Source organism: Mycobacterium sp., assembly GCF_049683935.1.
Lineage (GTDB): Bacteria > Actinomycetota > Actinomycetes > Mycobacteriales > Mycobacteriaceae > Mycobacterium.
In genome coordinates this window covers 1-2,305 of sequence record NZ_JBAUJR010000525.1, presented here as the reverse complement: position 1 = coordinate 2,305, position 2,305 = coordinate 1, and the positions used below count along the sequence as shown (strand labels likewise).

2 protein-coding genes are annotated in these 2,305 nt (G+C 69.9%); both read right to left on the bottom strand.

Translation table 11 applies throughout. From position 1 onward, the window contains the following. Positions 1–1,373 (bottom strand): ArnT family glycosyltransferase (locus WA965_RS29640; protein WP_526448316.1); only part of this gene is annotated, 1,373 nt, incomplete at its 3' end. 91 nt (positions 1,374–1,464) lie between these two features. Beyond that, a partial coding sequence (locus WA965_RS29635; RefSeq protein WP_526448315.1) for a sensor histidine kinase occupies positions 1,465–2,305 on the bottom strand: 841 nt, incomplete at its 5' end.

The window sequence follows — 2,305 nt, the reverse complement described above, 5'->3', positions numbered from 1 at the left end:
ACCGAGGGGAGGGCTCCGCTGTGGGGTGTCGCCGCGGTGGCAACCGAGTACGCGGCCGGAGCGACGAGGCACGCCACCATCGCGAGACCGGCGACCGATCGGGTGAGCGCGTCGCTCAACCGGCCCGCCACCAGTATCAGTGCGGCCGCGCCCACCCCGGCGACGCCTACGGCCGCCCGAAGCCACGGCATCCAGTCGCCGTGGCGCGACAGCAGCACCGCCGCCAGAATCGTGGTGACGAGGACGGCACCGGACAGTGCGGTTCTGGCACGGATGTCGTCACGGCGCTGCCACAGCAGGGTGGCGCCGATGCCGATTCCGGCGGCGATGGCCGGTGTGAGTGCCACCGTGTAGTACGGGTGGACGATGCCGTTCATGTAGCTGAACACCAGCGCGGTCACTGCCAGCCAGCCCGCCCAGATGATCAGGGCTGCCCGGGTGAGGTCGGTGCGCGGTCTGCGTCGGGTGATGACGAATCCGGCGGCGATGCAGATCACCGCGGCGGGCAGAAGCCACGCGATGTCCGCGCCCATGCTCGAGCCGAACAGCCTCCCCCAGCCGACGTCGTGGTTGAGGTTGCCCAGGCCACCCGGCTCATCGCCGGTCAGTCGCCCGAATCCGTTGTAGCCCAGTGTGAGTTCGATGATGCTGTTGTGCTGCGACCCACCGATGTAGGGCCGCGACGACGTCGGCCACAGCTCCACCAGCAGCAGGTACCACCCGGCGGACACCACGACGGCGGCGCCTGCTGCCGCGGTGTCGATGATCCGTCGCCTCAACCGCGCGGGGCCGGCCACCAGATAGGCCGTGGCGAGTGCGGGAAGCACCAGCAGCGCCTGCAACATCTTGGCCAGGAAGCCGACACCGACCGCCACCCCCGCCGCGATCAACCACCACCTGCTCGCATCCTCCTCGCACGCGCGCTGGGTGCAGTACGCAGCGACGACCAGCAGCAGCACCAGCAGCGCATCCGGGTTGTTGAAGCGGAATATCAACGCCGCCACGGGCGTCAGCGCGAAGGCGACACCCGCCAGAAGCGCGGCGGAGGTTCCACCGGCGCGGCGCACCGCGGCGTAGAGCACCGCGACGGCGGCCACCCCCATCAGGGCCTGCGGCGCCAGCACGGCCCACGGGTTGAGCCCGAACAGCCGCACCGAGGTCTCCATCACCCACAACGCGGCCGGCGTCTTGTCCACGGTGATCGCGTTGGCGGCGTCGCTGGAACCGAACAGCATCGCTGTGCCGTCGCTCGCGCCGGCCTGCACGGCAGCCGAGTAGTAGGCGTTGGCCCATCCGCTGGCACCCAGGTTCCACAGGTAGAGAATCCCCGTCCCGAGCAGCAACACGACGAACCCGACACGTGCCGGGGACACGAGAAAACGCTTGCGGGGTGGGCCTTCTGCGCGATCCCGTGTCCGGTCGGCCGAAAGGAGAAGGGTCACCGGTCGATCATCGAAGGCCACGCTAGGTGCCCGATTGGTCTCCGCTGTGAGTCGACTGTGGCTCGCCGGAGAGCCGGACGACAAATTGTGTTCTACCCGGAACGCTCTGCACCTCGATCGTGCCGCCGTGCGCCCGTACCACCGCGTCGACGATCGCCAGCCCCAAGCCGGTGCTGCCACCGCGCCGGGAGCGCGACGAGTCGCCGCGGGCGAAGCGCTCGAAGACATCGGGTTGCAGCCAGGCCGGGATGCCGGGCCCGTCGTCGAGGACCGTCAGCACCACCTCCGCCCTGTCGCCGACGGCGAGCGAGGTCGTGACCGAGGTGCCCGGCGGTGTATGGGTGCGGGCATTGGCCAGCAGGTTGGCCAGCACCTGGTGCAGCCGCGCTTCATCGCCGGCGACCACAACGGGTTCGTCGGGCAGATCCAGTTCCCACACATGGTCGGGCCCGGCGATGTGCGCATCGCTGACCGCGTCCACGACGAGCCTGGTCAGGTCGACCGCTTCCTGTTGCAGCGGCCGCCCGGCGTCCAGGCGGGCCAGCAGCAGCAGATCCTCGACGAGTTGGGTCATCCGTTCGGTTTCGGACTCGACACGGTTCATCGCGTGGGCGACGTCGTCGGGAAGCTCCCGCTGTTTGCGTTGTGCCAGTTCGGTATATCCGCGGATGGCCGCCAACGGGGTGCGCAACTCGTGGCTCGCGTCGGCGACGAACTGCCGCACCCGCGTCTCGCTGGCATGCCGCGCCGACAGCGCCGCGGCGATGCGGTCGAGCATCCGGTTCAGCGCGGCCGACAGCTGCCCGATCTCGGTGTGCGCGGCGGCCGGATCGACGTCGACGATCGGGGTCGGCAGCCGCACC